A 15738-nucleotide genomic window follows, 5' to 3' on the forward strand; every position below is an offset into this window, starting at 1 on the left:
AATGACATCTCTTTAATGAACTTCTCGAATCACCTCACGGATCTTCTTTATATTTCTTCGTTTATTATTCTTCAGTTTCGTTTCGGTCTTAATGTTCCGAATCTCAGTTTCAAATTTTTAACGTTTCAATCTTTTTTATTCTGTTAACAAACTCCGTCTGGTAACTCCCGTTCTGTTTGGGATTGCAAAGGTAGAAATCTTTTTGGTTTTGTCAAGCTTTTTATTAAACTTTATTTCTTTTATTTTCGAGCCTTTTAACAACCCTTAAAGAAACACCAATCTCTTTTTCTAACCCTTCAATTCAACCTTCATCCTTATCCTTTTCTCAAAACCCTTCCTCCGAAGCGGGATGCAAAAGTAGGAAAATTATACGCCCCCGCAAACTTAAACACACTATTATCTCCGTCAAACCCATAACTCCCTACAACACAACCAGAAAAACTGAAAGCTATTTAAAAAAGAAGGATCATGAAATCACCGTATTAGACCAACTGTATAGCGAAACCCGTATTAGACCAGGTGCATAGTAAATCTAGGATTATCAATCAAATGGCGCATAGCTAGAGCCAAACGTGACCGTACATATAGTGGTTGTAAATCCCTTGGATATTCCTTTAAAAATCCTATGACTGTAAACGCGTGCCCGAAGGACTCTCGAAGGGTACTACAGTAAACTTTTCCAGGTCTATAACCTTAACCCACAAAAAAGCCCTTACGATACTTCTACCATAAGGGCCTATCTAAAATTGAAACTGAGTATTAAAAGTTGAAATACGATTTAGCGTTATTATAACAGATATCTTGCACTAACTGTCCAATCCACTCCGTATTGTCCGGCAATTCACCTTTCTCTACGTCCTCTCCAAACAGATTACATAAAATACGTCTGAAATACTCATGGCGCGGATAAGAAAGGAAACTCCTTGAATCGGTAAGCATACCTACAAAACGGCTCAATAGTCCCATATTAGACAATGTATTGATCTGTTTAATCATCCCATCCTTTTGATCCAGGAACCACCATCCCGATCCCCATTGCACTTTTCCGGCAACAGTTCCGTCGTTATAATTTCCAATCATAGTTGCCATCAATTCATTGTCGGCAGGATTTAGGTTATACAAAATAGTCTTAGCCAGTCTGTTTTGCGAATCAAGGTTATTTAAAAACTTAGAAAGCTGTTTACCCTGACTAAAATCACCTATTGAATCAAAGCCCGTATCAGGCCCTAGCTGGCTTAGCAACCTATTGTTATTGTTTCTTAAAGCACCAAGGTGATATTGTTGTACCCACCCCTTCTCATGATCCCAAAGGGCAAATTCAAACAGCAAAGCCGATTTAAACTTCAGCACCTCCTCTAAAGTTAATGCTGCATTAGCTCTAATCTTAGTAAAGATAGATTTAACCTCTGCTAAAGTATAGTCCTCTGCATAAATCTGCTCCAAACCATGGTCAGAAACCGTACAGCCATTAGCAGCAAAATAATCATGACGCGATTTCAAAGCTGAAAGATAAGTATCCAAATCATTGATCTCCCCACCTGTCAATTCCGCAAGCTTATCGATATAAGTATTTAATCCTGCTACATCATCCGCATTCATAGCCTTATCTGGTCTAAAGGCCGGGAATACCTTTATATCTACTCCATCATTCTTGATTTTCTGGTGAAATTCCAAGCTATCAAGCGGATCATCAGTAGTACATAAAGTCTCCACCTTCATTTTGCGAAGTAAGTTCTGAACAGAATACTCCGGACGTTGAAGTTTAGCTGTACACTCATTATATATACGTTCTGCATTATCGCCAGACAATACTTCATGTATATCAAAGTAACGCTGTAGTTCCAGGTGTGTCCAATGGTATAATGGATTTCTTAAAGTATAAGGAACCGTCTCTGCCCATTTTTTAAATTTCTCCAGGTCGGTTGCTCCCCCAGTGATATAATATTCATCCACACCATTTGCCCGCATAGCACGCCATTTATAATGGTCGCCCGCCAACCAAACCTGTGTAATGTTTTCAAAATTGATGTCGTTTGCAATCTGCTCAGGAATCAAATGATTATGATAATCAATTATCGGCATTTGCTTGGCATAATCATGATACAGCATCTCGGCCGTCTTAGTTTCTAATAGAAAATTATCGTCTAAAAAATTCTTCATCTAACGCTATTTATATATAGTATATATATGTTAATTATTTATATCAGGTTTCCTTACAAGGAAACACCTCTTTTCCATGGAATAAAATCATCCTGAATATGGCGCACTGCACTTACAGTGGTTGTGCCACTTGCTACACCAATTACATAATCTAAAATTCGACTACCGGCCTCTTTAATGGTTTCATCGCCATCAATAATAGATCCTGTATCCAAATCAATGATGTCACTCATCTTGTTAAACAATTTGGTATTGCTCGATATTTTAATCACCGGAGCAATAGGATTACCAGTTGGCGTTCCCAATCCCGTGGTAAAAAGTACCACGTTGGCTCCCGATCCGACTTCGGCAGTCGTGGACTCCACATCATTGCCTGGTGTACACAATAAGTTCAATCCCGGTTTAGATACTTTCTCTGGATAATCCAATACAGCCACAACTGGAGAGGTCCCTCCTTTTTTAGCTGCACCGGCAGATTTAATAGCATCAGTAATCAAACCATCTTTAATATTACCTGGTGAAGGATTCATATCAAAACCTGAACCAGCTTCGGTAGCTCTTTTGCTGTAAGTTTTCATCAGATGCTCAAAACGCTCGGCATCCTCCTTATCTACGCAACGATCACTCAGGTTTTGTTCTACACCGCAAAGTTCCGGGAACTCGGCAAGAATCACTGATCCACCAAGTGCAACCAGTAAATCAGAGGCATAACCAATTGCTGGGTTTGCGGATATTCCAGAGAAACCATCAGAACCACCACATTCCAAACCAATACAAAGGTTACTTAACGCAGCAGGTTTTCTTTCGTTGGCGTTGGCTTGTATCAGACCTGCAAAAGTTTGTTTAATCGCCTGTCCCAACAATTCCGATTCTTTGCCTATCGTTTGCTGATCTAGAATATAAAGTGGTTTGTCAAAATTGCGACTTCTTTTTTCTATTTCTTCTTTAAGAATGCTTACCTGTGCATTCTGACAACCTAAGCTTAAAACCGTTGCACCGGCAACATTTGGATGGGTAATGTAACCGGCCAACAAACCACAAAGGGTTTCAGAATCCTGACGAGTACCACCACAGCCACCTGTATGTGTTAAAAATTTAATACCATCCACATTTGGAAACATGCGGTTTTGCTTTGCAACGTTTTCCGAGTAGGTCAGCTCAGCATTTAAAATATCATTTACGCTGGCTCCTTTTTCGTAAAGGGACATCAATTCTTTGGCTTGCACCTGGTAGTTTTCATTTCTGCCATAGCCAAGATTGTTCATCAATGCTTCCTGTATCACTTCGAGGTTCCTGTTTTCGCAAAAAACCATGGGTATCACTAACCAGTAATTAGCCGTCCCCACCTGCCCATCTGTACGATGAAAGCCATTAAAGGTCCTATCTTTCCATTCAGTAATGTCTGGTTTCTCCCAGTTGATGTGCGCATCCATCGTATTAAACTCCGTTGCAGCGTGTTTGATATTACCAGTAGTTATAATAGACCCTACCGGAATATCTATTTGGGCTTTACCTACCAAAACACCATACATGATCAACTGATCACCAACCGCCATATCTGTAGTGGTAAACTTATGCTTTGCAGGTACATTGTCGGTCAGCAAATAAGATTGACCTTCGTAAATTACCTCTTCCCCTTTCACAAGATCCGTAAGCGCAACCAGTACATTATCCTTAGGGTGAACCTTTAATATTCTTTGTTTCATTATTTTGATACTTGTAATGATTGATCAATACTAGCCAAGGCATTGGCCACACCATTTTTCAATATATTGTTATAATTCTCTTTTACAGTACGATTAAAACCATCAAGCGCAGAGAGATCAGTTCCCCATAACACAGCGTTGGCCAATAATAAATCTACATAATCTGCCTCACTTTGTTGGGCTACTTCATAGAAATATGACGCTTCATCATCAGTAATCAAGTATTCTTTGCCTTCGTAACTTCCAAAATACTGGTTACCTTCTTTTCTGGCTACTTTCATAAACAAAAGGAATGCGGCAAAACCAAAGGCAATATGACTCGGTACTTTATTGTTTATTTTATAATAGTTTAGCAATACCGGCAGCACCCTGATTTTCATTTTCATGGTATACTGAAAAGTAATATTGATCCATAAGTGCTCAATATTGGGATTTGCAAAACGATCAATTACTGTATTTGCAAACGCTACAGCTTCTGCTTCGGCTACATCATAGGGTATAGCACCTACTATTTCCCGCATCATCAGCTCTTTTACATAGTTGCGGGTAGCCTCATTGTTCATTGCCTTAGTTACGGTATCTATACCCGACAGGTAGGCTATCCCTGAGGTCAATGTATGTGATCCGTTTAATAAACGCACTTTCAATTCTTTAAAGATCTCAATATCGGGTCTAACAATTACCCCTTGATCTGCACCTTCCAATCCTAACAAAGCAGAAACCTTCTCGTCACCTTCAATTGCCCACAAGCGATAAGGCTCGGCCATAATGATCAGTTCATCGGTATAACCAAGCGCTGCTTCTAGTTTTGCTAGTGCAGCAGCATCTGGTTTACCTGGAACAATACGGTCTACCAACGAATTGCAAAAACGAATATGTGTACTTAACCACGTCTTAAACACCTCTTCTAATTCGTTAAAGGTTGCAAGCTCAAGTACAATCGCTTCTAGCTTCTTTCCATTATCTGAGATCAATTCTGTAGCAATTACAGCAAGATCAGCTGCCGCCGTCGAGCCTAAAGCTTTATATCTGGCATATAAAACAGCTAATAGTTTAGCCGGAAATGATACCGGTGGTTTTTGAGCTATACTTTCTTTTACCAATTGTATACCCACTTCGGTGGTATTGGATACGATGATGTTTAATTCTGGGGCACTGGCAATTTCCAATATCGCATCCCAATCCTGATCTGCAGTGAGTACGCGACTGATAGCGGATGAAATGATATTTTCCTCAACCGGTTGTCCGTTTTCAATCCCTCTTACGCATATTGTATATAAACTATTCTGTGTATCAAATTCTTTTGTACCGCCTTTGCTAGTGGATTTAACTACTGCTACTCTGCCGTTAAACAAGCCATTCCTATTGGCTTTATCTATAAAATAATCCGGCAATCCACGCAACAGGACACCTGTTCCAAATTGCAATACCTTTTCAGGAAGGTTAAATAGTTCTTCTTTTGGAAGGATTAAACCGACAGCTTTAATGTCGTTTAACGTATCTTTTGATAAGTTCATATTCAGTTTTTAATATGGTCGTAAAACAAGTCTACGTAATTATTATAAGTTAGAAATGCTGTTTCAGCGTAATTATTTACGCAAACGTTATCGATAACGATTGCGTAAAACTGTAGTAACAATCTTTTACTATCTTATTTATTTTTTATTTGCAATACGCTTGCAGCAGCACCATGACCAAACTCAGTTTTCAGCTTCGACTTTGCCGTATTGGTTTCCGACAAAATAATATCCGCATTTTTATCGCCATTTATCCTGAACAATAAATCTGCATTGGTATAACTTATATTTTTCAATCCAATAGATTTCCCATTTTGGATATAGATCAAAGGCAATGCATTCTTGATCTCCAGATGGGCATTAGAAATATGTATGTTCTTTGCTTCCTGTATGTCAATTCCTGCCTTGGCTTTAGCAATCAAATTATCTATGTAAATATCGCTGATACTCATTTCCGGCAAGCCTCGAACAAACACCGCTTTCTCGGCACCATCACAAACTACATTACTGATGTAAAACTTCCTAAACACAGGTGTCTCTTCGGTAACCGGTAGCAACTTAACTTTTGGTGTTTCTCTTGTCTCGCCTGCCAATGGTACCGGATCAACCGCAGCATAATACATGTCGAAAAGAATAGCCTCACCAGCAATATCTTTCATGTTGATATTCTTGGCATAAATGTTTTCTACCACTCCCCCACGACCTCTGGTTGTTTTAAAACGAAGGCCAATATCTGTCCCGATAAACGTGCAATCTGAGATAAAGATATTTCTTGCTCCGCCAGACATTTCACTGCCAATTACAAAACCACCATGTGCATGGTATACTGTGCTGTTGCGAATGATTACATTTTCTGTCGGCATACCACGCTTGCGTCCGGCAGCATCACGACCTGATTTGATGCAAATCCCATCATCACCTACGTCAAATGTACTACCTTCTACGAGTACGTTTTTACAAGACTCTAAATCTAGTCCGTCGCCATTTTGGGCATACCACGGATTTTTAGCATACACATTTCTGATGGTTAAATCCTCTGTCATTAAAGGATGAAGGTTCCATGCAGGCGAATTTTGGAAAGTTACCCCCTCGAGCAAAACACGTTTGCAGCTGGTCAGCACCATTAAGTTGGGACGTAAAAAGTCCTTAATTTCCGCATAAAAAGCAGCATTCTTTCCCTTGGCAATCATACCAGGATCTTTCATTGTAGAACCTTTAAGTGACTTTTCTGAAGGATACCAGATCTTCTTATTCTCACTCAATACTCCACCAGATGCCAACAAGTCTTTCCATTGGCTTTCAGTAAGCTTATCTTTTTTCACCATCCGCCATGCATCTCCTGCTCCATCAATAATACCAAATCCCGTAATGGCAATATTTTGCTGACCAATGGCCCATATTGGAGATTGATTACGCATCTGAGGTATGCCTTCCCAACTGCCCTCCACCAAAGGATACTGATTAAAATCTTTCGTAAACTGTAGCAAAGCATTCTTTTTTAAATGCAAGTTTACATTACTTCTCAATTCTATCGGTCCGGTAATCCATAAGCCTTCCGGGATAAGGACAACGCCGCCACCACGCTTATTGCAATCTGATATCGCTTGATTGATGCTATTCGTATTCAAGGTAAGGCCATCATTTTTTGCGCCATATTTAAGGATGCTAATGGTATCTTTTTTAAAAGAAGTCGCAGCCACTACTGGCAGGTTATCAAAAGAATACCCTTTTGCAGCATTTGTATTTTGCGCAACGGCATTAAACGAGAAGACAAATAGAGGAACTGCGAATATAACAGACACTACTTTTTCATACTTAAACATAAGATTTATATTTGATTTTCACTCAATAAAACAAGTCTACGCAGTTTTAGATAAGATTGAAACTAAAAAGGGGAAAATAACTGCGCAATCGTTGCCAAAGACAAAATAGGGATATTCCTCTGAGACTACCCGATCTTAGGCTCCCAGAAAAAGGGAGCAAAGCTCAGAAGGTCTCTTCGGCATACCCAATTTTGTAACTAAACTTGTGGAAGTAACTTCGTTTGTTGAGTAGGGGCCAAATTTAAGCAGCAGGATTCCAAGGTTTAGATTGCAGAAACCGAGGTTTAGATAGTAGGATCCCACCCTCTGAATATTTGTGTGATGGTATAGTCCTTAGCTGCTTCATCGCTGAGCTGGTACGACCAGGTTACTCTTTTTTCAGGTTGCGCTCCTATTCCTTTGTTTTTATATTCTGCATAGAAAGCTGTTTGCTCATTACTTTCTTTGCCCCAGTTGTGCCAACCTTCAAGTTTTATAACGGGGCTTAGTTCACAGTTTAAAAAAACGGTTTTTGCAGCAGGGCGCCATGGCCGCCCTAGATACACTGTTCCATCTGGTGCAGAGCCACCGATTTTACAATTCATAAATACATAGCCATATTTAGTGGTGTCGGGCGTAGCAGCAGCAGTAACATAACCTTGTTTCTTGCAGAAGATTTCACATTCATCAAAGATTGCAGTGGCCGAACCAAATATAAAATCAACTGTTCCGCTGATAAAGCACTTATAAAAATACTGTCTACTTCCTTTTCCGTAAGTGTAGAGCGTATCCTGAAAACCAAGCATCCTACAATTCATAAAGCGAGCCCTATCCCCGGCAATCCAAAGGGCAACTGCCTGACCAACCGGTCCGGCACTATTCTCAAAGGTGATATTTTCAGCAGTAAAATCATCGGCGTAAATGAAGAATGACGAGGATCCGGAAGTACCTATATTTTCTCCGAAACTATTTTTCTTTTGCGCAAAGTCATCGTAAGTAAGCACAGTTTTATCCTGACTTTCGCCTAGGAACTTCACTTTTCGCTTGGATGCAGAAAGATTGAGTTTCTCTTTATACACACCATTTTTAATGAATATGGTGGTGATTGAATTTCTAAAATCAGGAACAGCATTTATAGCCTCTTGTACAGTTGTAAAATCTCCACTGCCGTCTTTTGCTACCACAAAGTCGGATTTTTGGGCAAAAGCAGTATAAAAACACACTAGACAGGTAAAGCATAAAAGTAATTTTTTCATTTTGGACTCGGTAGATTTGGTTAGTTCTTTATACAACAAATTACAATGTTTTTGTAATAGATTGTTTAAGTCAGGCGCTTTAATTTGCGCAATCGTTCCCGATATCACTGCTACCACCAACTGATATTATAAGAATAACGTTATATTGCATCTTATTTAGTTTTTATGTTCGAGCCACCTACCTTAAAAGATATCGCAAATGCCCTAGGACTATCTACCTCGACTGTTTCCAGGGCTTTAAGGGATACTTATGAGATTAGTGCGAAAACAAAAAAGCTGGTATTTGATTATGCTGAAAAGATAAACTACCAGCCCAATCCCAATGCTTTAAGTTTAAAAGAACGAAGAACAAAATCGATTGGTGTGGTAGTGAGTGAAGTCGCCAATCATTATTTTTCTCAAGCGATCAATGGTATTGAATCTATTGCATACGACAGAGGATATCATGTCATCATTACGCAAACCCATGAGTCTTACGCCAGAGAAAAAATAAACGTTCAACACCTTGCATCCCGTTCTATTGATGGCTTGCTGATCTCTCTTTCTGCCGAAACTGCCGATACCGCTCATTTAAAGTATTTACATGAAAGAGGTATGCCTATGGTCTTTTTTGATCGGGTACCTAATGATATTCATACACATAAGATTACGGCAAATAACGAACAGGGCGCTTTTGAGGCTACATCACATCTGATTAAATCAGGCTACAAGAAAATCGCCCACCTCACTAGTTCTGATCATCTATCGATTAGTATTGAGCGCTTAAGAGGCTATACTGCTGCACTGAATAAGTATAACATTCCAATAAATCCTGATTATATCAAGCATTGTCCACATGGAGGTATGTTCCCTGAAGAAACCGAAAAAGCAGTTTTAGAGCTGGTCAATTTAAAGGATAAGCCTGATGCAATTTTTATAGCAGGCGACCGCCTATCCATTGGTTGCCTTGAAGTATTGAAAAAACTGAACATTAAAGTTCCTGAACAAATTGCATTAGCAGGGTTCAGCAACTCTGATGTGCTGAACCTGTTTGAGTACCCGATCAGCTCTGTGCGACAACCGGCATTTAAAATGGGAGAAACTGCAACAGAAATGCTGCTGCAGCTTATAGAAAGTAAATATCCGGTAACTGATTTTGAAGATAAGGTAATCGATACCGAATTATTTACCCGCAAGTAATAACCTTACTTTGTAACCAACTTACCGTTGATCGTTACATTTTCTAATTTAAAATTCTTCACGTGATCGATCTTCATTGGCGTTTTTACACCGCGAATGTTGCAGTTCATCATTCTTAGGTTTTCAACGGGTGACTCTTTATAAGCGTTTACGAAAATAGCATAATCACCGCCTTTCTCTACATCGACATTCTCTACCCAGATATTTCTAATCACTGGCATAAAATTACCAGGCTTCTCATAAAACATATTACAAGTAACCGCAGCATCACGATAGGCGCCTACTTTGATATCCTTCATAAACACATTTTCAATAATACCACCTCTGCTAGAGCTGGTTTTTAATCTTAAAATACGATCTAAATTTGGACTGTCCATGATGCAATTGATAGCAAAAATGTTTCTGGCTCCGCCGGATATCTCACTTCCAATTACCACGCCACCATGTCCATCTTTCATCTCACAATTTTCTATAATATGATTTTCGGCCGGTTTTCCGATTCTACGACCGTCTTGATCTCTTCCTGATTTAATAGCGATACAATCATCACCTGTATCAAAATAACAGTTTTTGATCAACACATTTTTACAAGATTCCGGATCAATACCGTCCGTATTGGAACCATGTGCAATGATCCTTAGGTTTTCCATAGTTACATTTTCACACAATACCGGGTTTACATTCCACATTGGCGAATTGATCATCTTTACATCAGCGATCAGAATGTTGTTACAGCTATAAAGCTGGATGAAATTAGGCCGTAAAAAGTCACCTTCACCAAATACCCGAGTTTTAGGATTAGTTTGTTTATGATTTAACTCATGCAGTAGATCTCTTGCTTTAACTTGTTTTGATGGTTTACCCACATTCCATGCATACCAATCTTTATAGGTTGCATTGCCGTCTAATATTCCTTTACCTGTAATGGCAATATTTTTCTGACCATAAGCATAAATCAATGCAGAGTAATTCATCAACTCCATACCTTCCCATCTGCCAAACACAATTGGATAGTCTTTAGGATTTACACTAAAAGTAATTTTTGCACTATCCGCCAGATGCAGGTTTACATTACTTTTTAAATGAATTGCACCTGTTAAAAAATTACCAAAAGGGACAACTACCCTACCGCCACCATTTTTAGCGCAATCAGCAATAGCTTTCTTAAAGGCTTCGGTATTCAACGTTTTCCCATCCCCTTTAGCACCATAGTTAGTAATCAAAAAATCCTTAGCAGGAAAAACCGGTGCGTTGATCATTTTTCTGATCCGCGCCATTTCCGCCAATGGCTCTGCGGTAGTTTTCCAAATTGTTGCCGGTTGTTGTGCGCTTGCATCCAACACCAGCATTGCAAAAATTGTTGCCAGTAAGCCCTTCAGCTTGTACTTAGCATTTGTCATAAAACCCATGATTGTACTTAATTAAAAAACCATTAAAACAAAATCTCTATTACTTATTTCCCATTTCTCTTTAACCACTCAGGATAGTCCTTGTCCAACACTTTTCTTGGCCAATTCCCATACCAGGCGTACCCATTACGTCGCTCATAACCGATATCCTCGATAGAATACTTTACAATACCATCACGGTCACAAAAGAATGGTCTATTGGTTCCGATCTCATAATATCTTGCCCATATAGTGGACGTAGAATCGGCTACCACTTGTCTATCTTTTCCCAGTTCTGTACCTGGAGCCGGCACATCAATCACTTTATAGCCCGAGATTTTCACGGTCCGAAACCATTCTACAGCTGCGTTTACGGCATCCTTGATTTCCTTTGAAGGATTTGGCTGGCTCATTAGAAACTCAACAATTTCATCACTTTCAGAACCACTTATAGAGGGCAATTCATAAGCTCTGGCCTTTGCGGGTTCCAATGTCCGTTCATCATATTGCTGACACCAGGCGGTAAGCTTACCACTTACTTTTATCTGTGTTTTCAAGATACAATCAATACCCTTCTTTATGGCATTAGCACTAGGCTCAATTAACTTTTGGCTAACTACATCAAAATCGCTTTGCTTTCGCACTACATCTTGCAGTATATTCAATGCGTTGATCATCGCATTGTCGTTATAAGTGATATGGGCTCTATAAAGATGCTTATCCGGGTAATATTGTGGCCATCCCCCATTTTGATATTGAGCCTTTAACAGATAGCGAATGCCATTCTCCGCAGCAGCCAGGTACTTAGGATTGTTATCTTTTTTATAAGCCTTAACCAGATATCTGATCTCCTTTGCAGTAGAACCATTATCTATATTGGCGTCATCTCTCGCAGCTTCTTCAGCTATTTCAGATTTTTGGCTTTCAGAAAACTCGACATCATATTTAAAGGCTTTGCCCTTGAACTGTTTAGACCAGCCCCCATTCCCACGTTGGAACAATAGCATATTATCCGCCTGTAAATCCTGAGCATTAACCTCTGTAAAAAACAGACAGGCCGTACCAGTCAACACTATCTTTGCTATATTTTTATACGATTTCATTGTTTATTTTTTCAGTTAATAATGATTTTAAATTTCCGACAATGGATTCCAATTGTCCGCAGCACCAAGGATATTTTTAAGAGTGTAGTTTCTTACTTCTTTAGCATTTAACTGGTGTGACCAAGCTACTCGGGCTTTTACAGTTGCACCTGAGCCTTTACTCCCAAATTCAGCATAATAGGCTGTTTTCTCTTTATCAGGAAACATCGCATCACCTTTCCAGGGATTCCAACCTTCAGGTACAATGTGACTACCTAACTCACAGGTTATAAAAACCGTTTTTGCGTAAGGCCGCCATGGTCTGCCCAAGTATACTTTTGTTACTTTTTCTGCCGCCTTAAGTGTGCAGTTAAAAAGCACAAAGCCAAATTTCTGATTCACTCTGGTGGCCGCAGCAGTTACATAAGAATTACTCAGGCTATTGATCGTACAGTTTTGAAAAACTACTGTTGCTTCACCAAAAATAAAATCTGTAGTACCTTCTATGTAGCAATCCTGGTAAAACTGACGACTTTTCTCTGTTGCAGCATACAGGGTATCCTGAAAGCCCAATAGTTTACAATTTTTAGCAACAAAGCGATCGCCCTCTACATGCAATGCTACAGCCTGTCCTACTGCACCAGCAGTATTGGCTATGGTCAGATTTTCCATACTCAAATCATTTCCCTGCACCAATACGCTATAGGACGTATAAGTAGTAAACTTGTCTTTACCAAAAGCATCTTTACCTTGCGGGTACACCTTTCCAGAGAAATCGTTATTGGTGATGATGGTATTTTCTTTATCCTCTCCAATCAACGAGATATTTGTCTTCCAGGTTGGAATAACCAGCTTCTCCTTATAGATTCCTTTTTTAATAAAAATCTTTACGCTCTTCCCTCCTAAATCACGTACTGAATTTACAGCTTCCTGTATCGTTTGATAATTACCACTTCCATCCTGGGCTACAGTAATCTCTTTTGGAAAAACCGCTGACTGTGCCAAGAGTTGAGTTACCCAGCATACAAGGGATAGTACAATTAATGACGAAGTTTTTAATAAATATTTCATCTCTATTATATGTTTTTAGTTGACTGGTTCTATTCTGAACCAATCGAAATCAGCGTACCCTGAATCATTAATTTTAACATCTCTGGTACAGAAAAGGCCTACTTTTGCACCTATCCATTGCCCCGGCGTTGCCACAAACTCGTTCCCGGTATCTTCAAATTTCTGCCCATCTAAGCTATAGCTGAATTTACACTTCCCACCTTTAACTACAGTTACACGCAAGTAAAGTGTAGCCCCAGTCAGTTTGCTTAATGTTGTTTCTACTTCTTTACCACCTTTGTGTGCATTTTTACCAACAGAATAAATCAGATAATTGCCATCCTTTTTACTTTTAATAGAAAGATTAGCATAACTCTGTCCCATAATGATCAATCCTGCCTTTTCACTTTCAATCTTTGTATTGGGTGAAAACGTAAGCTTTGTAGTTGCTTTAAATTCTTCTGTTGGAAATTTCTGCAGTAAAATATTAGGTACATCCCAATAATTCCTTGCACTGTCAGGTACTTGATCCGAATACAACCTTAATGTACCTTTTTCAGCATTCAGGAATGACCAGGTTGCCTTAGGATTGGCTTGCCACTGCCATTGTAATCCCATTGCTAAAGAGTTAAATTCATCACTTTCTGCAGGAGTCTCTATAGGATAAACATTACCTACGTTCGGCTTTTTATAATTCATTACCGGCTCTCCAGTTCCATCACCGTCTTTATCAACACCAATAACTGGCCAGTCATTTACCCATTTCATGGGTTGCAAATGTACGACCCTTCCATAAGTGTCTTTATCCTGAAAATGCAAAAACCAGTCTTCACCAGTTTGGGTATTTACCCAAGCGCCCTGATGTGGGCCATTCACAGTACTTTTACCCTGATCCATCACGACTTTACGTTCATATGGACCATATATATTTTTAGAACGCAAAACCAATTGCCATCCTGTTGATACACCGCCTGCTGGAGCAAAAATGTAGTAATAGCCATTGCGCTTATAAAACTTCGGTCCTTCAATGGTCGGATCAGTTTCGTGTCCATCATATACAATTACCCCCGCATCTAGCGTTCTTGTACCTTCAGTGTTTAATTGCTTCACCGCAATCACGCTCTTTATTCCCGCACGGCTACCCGCATAGGCATAAGCTAGATAAACTTTACCATTATCATCCCAAATCGGACAAGGATCGATTAAACCCTTACCAGGTTCGATCAGTTCGGGCTTAGACCATGGGCCTGCAGGATTCTTGGCCTTAGTTACATAAATCCCAAAATCAGGATCTGGATAATAAATATAAAACTCATTGTTGCGGTAACGTATAGCTGGAGCCCATACACCATTACCATGTTGGGTTTTAGCAAAATGATCAAAAGGAGCCTGACGGTTAAAAACGTGGCCAATGATCTTCCAATTCACCAAATCTTTAGAATGAAGGATTGGCAATCCAGGTACCGCATCAAAACTAGAGGCCACAAGATAAAAATCATCACCCACCCTTATTGCATCCGGATCAGAATAATCGGCATCCAAAATTGGATTCTTATAAGTACCGTTGCCCTGATCAGCTACCCATACTTTTGAAATATACTTTACTCCGGCAGGAACAGACTGGGCATTTACCCCAATTGCTCCGGCTAACAAACAGCTGATGAAAACTAAACGTGTTATATTTTTATTCATATCTATATATTACTTTTACCATAACCCTAATTTTAATCAGACAGGATATTTTAAAACATTAATGCTTTACAATCCGATTGGCAAGTTCTAAATTCATTTTTTTTAATTCCGACAGTACCAGTTCGGCCATTCTGCGTGCACCGTATTCATTAAAGTGAGTATTGTCATCTACGCCCGCTGGATAATTAGGGTGCTGGCCCGGCTCAAGCTTGTTGAACAACAATTTCGAGTTCTCAGACCCCATTTTCTGCAATAAAGCCATACTCTCTTTGTCCAGATCTATTAAAGGAACATTCATTTCACGGGAGACTGTTCTCACAATCTCCGAATAAACCTTGTGGGTTGGCAGCACCTTACCTTCTGCGTCAAAACTTCTGCGGGCAACGGGTGTAATTAATACTGGAAATGCTCCGGCCTTCAGGCTTTCACTTACATATTTGCCCAGGTTAGTTTCAAACTCTTCTTCTGTTGTATAAGTCTTTTTCGTTTTTACCTCATCGTTATGACCGAACTGTATAAAAACGTAATCACCGGCTTTTAAACTATCTGTCACCGATTTCCATCTGCCTTCGGCCATAAATGACTTCGTACTGCGACCGTTCTGTGCCCTGTTGTCTACAATTACCGATTCGTCAAAAAAAATAGCAAATGGCATTCCCCATCCCGTTTCCGGATATTTGGAGGTTTGTTTTATTGACATTGTGGAATCACCTACCAGGTAAACCTTGATCTTCTTAGCAGGTATATTGGAGGACATGAGGATGATCATACCCAAAAAAGCTATAGTACTTAACTTATTAAACCGTTTCATTTTTATAATTCTATTTGGTTAAACAATCATACAAACTTGGAATTGCTTTTCAATGAGGGGTTAAGATTATATTTATGCAATCGTTACCGAATATA

The 15738-nt window shown here is 39.4% G+C and carries 11 protein-coding genes; 1 reads left to right on the top strand and 10 read right to left on the bottom strand.

Annotated features, from left to right (window positions below):
• Positions 1 to 759: 759 nt before the first annotated feature.
• The 5 genes from uxaC to FBD94_RS24955 form a co-directional block, all read right to left on the bottom strand.
• A complete protein-coding gene (gene uxaC, locus FBD94_RS24935; RefSeq protein ID WP_131610701.1) occupies positions 760 to 2160 on the bottom strand; it encodes a glucuronate isomerase in 1401 nt (466 codons plus the stop codon).
• Between the two features lie 53 nt (positions 2161 to 2213).
• Positions 2214 to 3866, bottom strand: a complete 1653-nt coding sequence (locus FBD94_RS24940; RefSeq protein ID WP_136882234.1) for a UxaA family hydrolase — start codon at positions 3864 to 3866, stop codon at positions 2214 to 2216.
• Positions 3866 to 5383 carry a tagaturonate reductase gene (locus FBD94_RS24945; protein ID WP_136882235.1) on the bottom strand — a complete coding sequence of 506 codons (1518 nt, stop codon included), beginning with the start codon at positions 5381 to 5383 and terminating at the stop codon, positions 3866 to 3868. Before FBD94_RS24945 ends, FBD94_RS24940 begins: the two co-directional genes overlap by 1 nt.
• Positions 5384 to 5517: 134 nt before the next feature.
• A complete protein-coding gene (locus tag FBD94_RS24950; RefSeq protein ID WP_136882236.1) occupies positions 5518 to 7206 on the bottom strand; it encodes a glycoside hydrolase family 28 protein in 1689 nt (562 codons plus the stop codon).
• A 284-nt stretch (positions 7207 to 7490) separates the two neighbouring features.
• The gene (locus tag FBD94_RS24955; protein WP_136882237.1) at positions 7491 to 8441 is read right to left on the bottom strand and encodes a pectinesterase family protein; all 951 of its coding nucleotides are present in this window, start codon (positions 8439 to 8441) and stop codon (positions 7491 to 7493) included.
• Positions 8442 to 8606: 165 nt separating this feature from the next.
• Between FBD94_RS24955 and FBD94_RS24960 the strand changes: the two genes are divergently transcribed.
• Positions 8607 to 9620 (top strand): LacI family DNA-binding transcriptional regulator, encoded by a 1014-nt coding sequence (locus tag FBD94_RS24960; RefSeq protein WP_136882238.1) that lies wholly within the window; start codon positions 8607 to 8609, stop codon positions 9618 to 9620.
• 5 nt (positions 9621 to 9625) lie between these two features.
• Here FBD94_RS24960 and FBD94_RS24965 read toward each other — a convergent pair whose 3' ends face one another.
• The 5 genes from FBD94_RS24965 to FBD94_RS24985 are packed head-to-tail and all read right to left on the bottom strand — an operon-like array spanning position 9626 to position 15643.
• The gene (locus FBD94_RS24965; protein ID WP_235884650.1) at positions 9626 to 11029 is read right to left on the bottom strand and encodes a glycoside hydrolase family 28 protein; all 1404 of its coding nucleotides are present in this window, start codon (positions 11027 to 11029) and stop codon (positions 9626 to 9628) included.
• Between the two features lie 44 nt (positions 11030 to 11073).
• Entirely contained in the window at positions 11074 to 12111 is a 1038-nt protein-coding gene (pelA, locus tag FBD94_RS24970) for a pectate lyase (protein WP_136882239.1), read from the bottom strand.
• A 27-nt stretch (positions 12112 to 12138) separates the two neighbouring features.
• Positions 12139 to 13161, bottom strand: coding sequence for a pectinesterase family protein (locus FBD94_RS24975; protein ID WP_136882240.1), 1023 nt, complete (start codon positions 13159 to 13161; stop codon positions 12139 to 12141).
• A 15-nt stretch (positions 13162 to 13176) separates the two neighbouring features.
• Entirely contained in the window at positions 13177 to 14832 is a 1656-nt protein-coding gene (locus FBD94_RS24980; RefSeq protein WP_136882241.1) for a glycoside hydrolase family 43 protein, read from the bottom strand.
• 58 nt (positions 14833 to 14890) lie between these two features.
• Positions 14891 to 15643: a rhamnogalacturonan acetylesterase gene (locus FBD94_RS24985; RefSeq protein WP_136882242.1), complete on the bottom strand. Its 753-nt coding sequence runs from the start codon at positions 15641 to 15643 to the stop codon at positions 14891 to 14893.
• Between the last annotated feature and the right edge of the window lie 95 nt (positions 15644 to 15738).

This window comes from Pedobacter hiemivivus (genome assembly GCF_005144565.1).
Classification (GTDB): domain Bacteria; phylum Bacteroidota; class Bacteroidia; order Sphingobacteriales; family Sphingobacteriaceae; genus Pedobacter; species Pedobacter hiemivivus.

Excerpts from the sequence above, each read along its gene's own strand:
- uxaC (WP_131610701.1), bottom strand. The coding sequence starts at position 2,160 with ATGAAGAATTTTTTAGACGATAATTTTCTATTAGAAACTAAGACGGCC.
- FBD94_RS24940 (WP_136882234.1), bottom strand. The coding sequence starts at position 3,866 with ATGAAACAAAGAATATTAAAGGTTCACCCTAAGGATAATGTACTGGTT.
- FBD94_RS24945 (WP_136882235.1), bottom strand. The coding sequence starts at position 5,383 with ATGAACTTATCAAAAGATACGTTAAACGACATTAAAGCTGTCGGTTTA.
- FBD94_RS24950 (WP_136882236.1), bottom strand. The coding sequence starts at position 7,206 with ATGTTTAAGTATGAAAAAGTAGTGTCTGTTATATTCGCAGTTCCTCTA.
- FBD94_RS24955 (WP_136882237.1), bottom strand. The coding sequence starts at position 8,441 with ATGAAAAAATTACTTTTATGCTTTACCTGTCTAGTGTGTTTTTATACT.
- FBD94_RS24960 (WP_136882238.1), top strand. The coding sequence starts at position 8,607 with ATGTTCGAGCCACCTACCTTAAAAGATATCGCAAATGCCCTAGGACTA.
- FBD94_RS24965 (WP_235884650.1), bottom strand. The coding sequence starts at position 11,029 with ATGGGTTTTATGACAAATGCTAAGTACAAGCTGAAGGGCTTACTGGCA.
- pelA (WP_136882239.1), bottom strand. The coding sequence starts at position 12,111 with ATGAAATCGTATAAAAATATAGCAAAGATAGTGTTGACTGGTACGGCC.
- FBD94_RS24975 (WP_136882240.1), bottom strand. The coding sequence starts at position 13,161 with ATGAAATATTTATTAAAAACTTCGTCATTAATTGTACTATCCCTTGTA.
- FBD94_RS24980 (WP_136882241.1), bottom strand. The coding sequence starts at position 14,832 with ATGAATAAAAATATAACACGTTTAGTTTTCATCAGCTGTTTGTTAGCC.
- FBD94_RS24985 (WP_136882242.1), bottom strand. The coding sequence starts at position 15,643 with ATGAAACGGTTTAATAAGTTAAGTACTATAGCTTTTTTGGGTATGATC.